Raw genomic sequence first — 967 nt, 5'->3', positions numbered from 1 at the left:
CCTTGTTTTTACAACGCAGTGCCGGGGGGAAAAAGGGAAAAACAACCCCGCCCAACACACCCTAGCAGACACCCTCGCAAGCCTGACAAGCCAAAGCGTCTGCTAGACCATTTCGTTGTGGTAAATTATAAGCATGAAAAGACTGTTATTGCTGTTGGTGCTAATCTCATGTAATCCTAAGCAACCAGTAATCAAGGAACAAGCCATAGCAGAAAATACTTTGGGAAAGATTAGAGAAGATATAGCTAGAATAATAGATTATCAGAAGGCAATGGGCTATCACATGCCCAACATAGTTCAGCCACCTGCTACTGAATCTAAGATAACAGAAACGGAAGAAAAGCTTGGGATGAAATTTAGTCCAGAGCTAAGGGAGCTGTACCTTACAATCAACGGGGTGTATTTAGACGGCGAGACACCATCAGGGAAAACAGGTATCATTCCAATTTATGACTTAATGGATTTGGATTGGTCTGTAAATTACTACCGAGACATGAACTGGAAAGAGTATAAGGAAATATATCGGATTAATTACCAACTGGGAGAAAAGCTTTTTCCGTTCATCAATGATGGAGCTGGGAACTGTTATTGGGTAGACTTAAATGAAGGCACAGAGAACTATGGTAGAATATACTGGACAAATACCTTTGGTGAAGAGCCAGATTACCTCTTCAATTCACTAAATGATTTCTTTGACGCAATCTTAGTAGGGTATGAATCTAATGTTTTCTCACTGGATGATGAAGGCTACTTGGATTGTGACTATAAAAAGTGGAGACAGATTTGCCATGAACTTGCCCCTTCAGTTGAATACTGGAAAATGTATGTGAATTGAAGAAAAACTTATGCTAATCGAGTAGACGGCCCCGCCACCGTTAGGTAGCGGGGAGCGCCTCTCACACCACTGTACAAGCGGGTCTCGCATACAGCGGTTCGTTAAGTTGTGGAGCTACTTCCCTGTAGTAGT

Annotated in this window: 1 protein-coding gene; it reads left to right on the top strand. The window is 42.2% G+C overall.

Translation table 11 applies throughout. The features are described from left to right. Positions 1–133 precede the first annotated feature (133 nt). A complete protein-coding gene (locus tag OO017_RS19855; protein ID WP_266054449.1) occupies positions 134–835 on the top strand; it encodes an SMI1/KNR4 family protein in 702 nt (233 codons plus the stop codon). Positions 836–967 lie beyond the last annotated feature (132 nt).

This window comes from Pontibacter anaerobius, from assembly GCF_026241195.1.
Taxonomy (GTDB): domain Bacteria; phylum Bacteroidota; class Bacteroidia; order Cytophagales; family Hymenobacteraceae; genus Pontibacter; species Pontibacter anaerobius.
The sequence above is the reverse complement of the archived record's forward strand: the minus strand, read 5'-3'. Positions and strand labels throughout refer to the sequence as shown.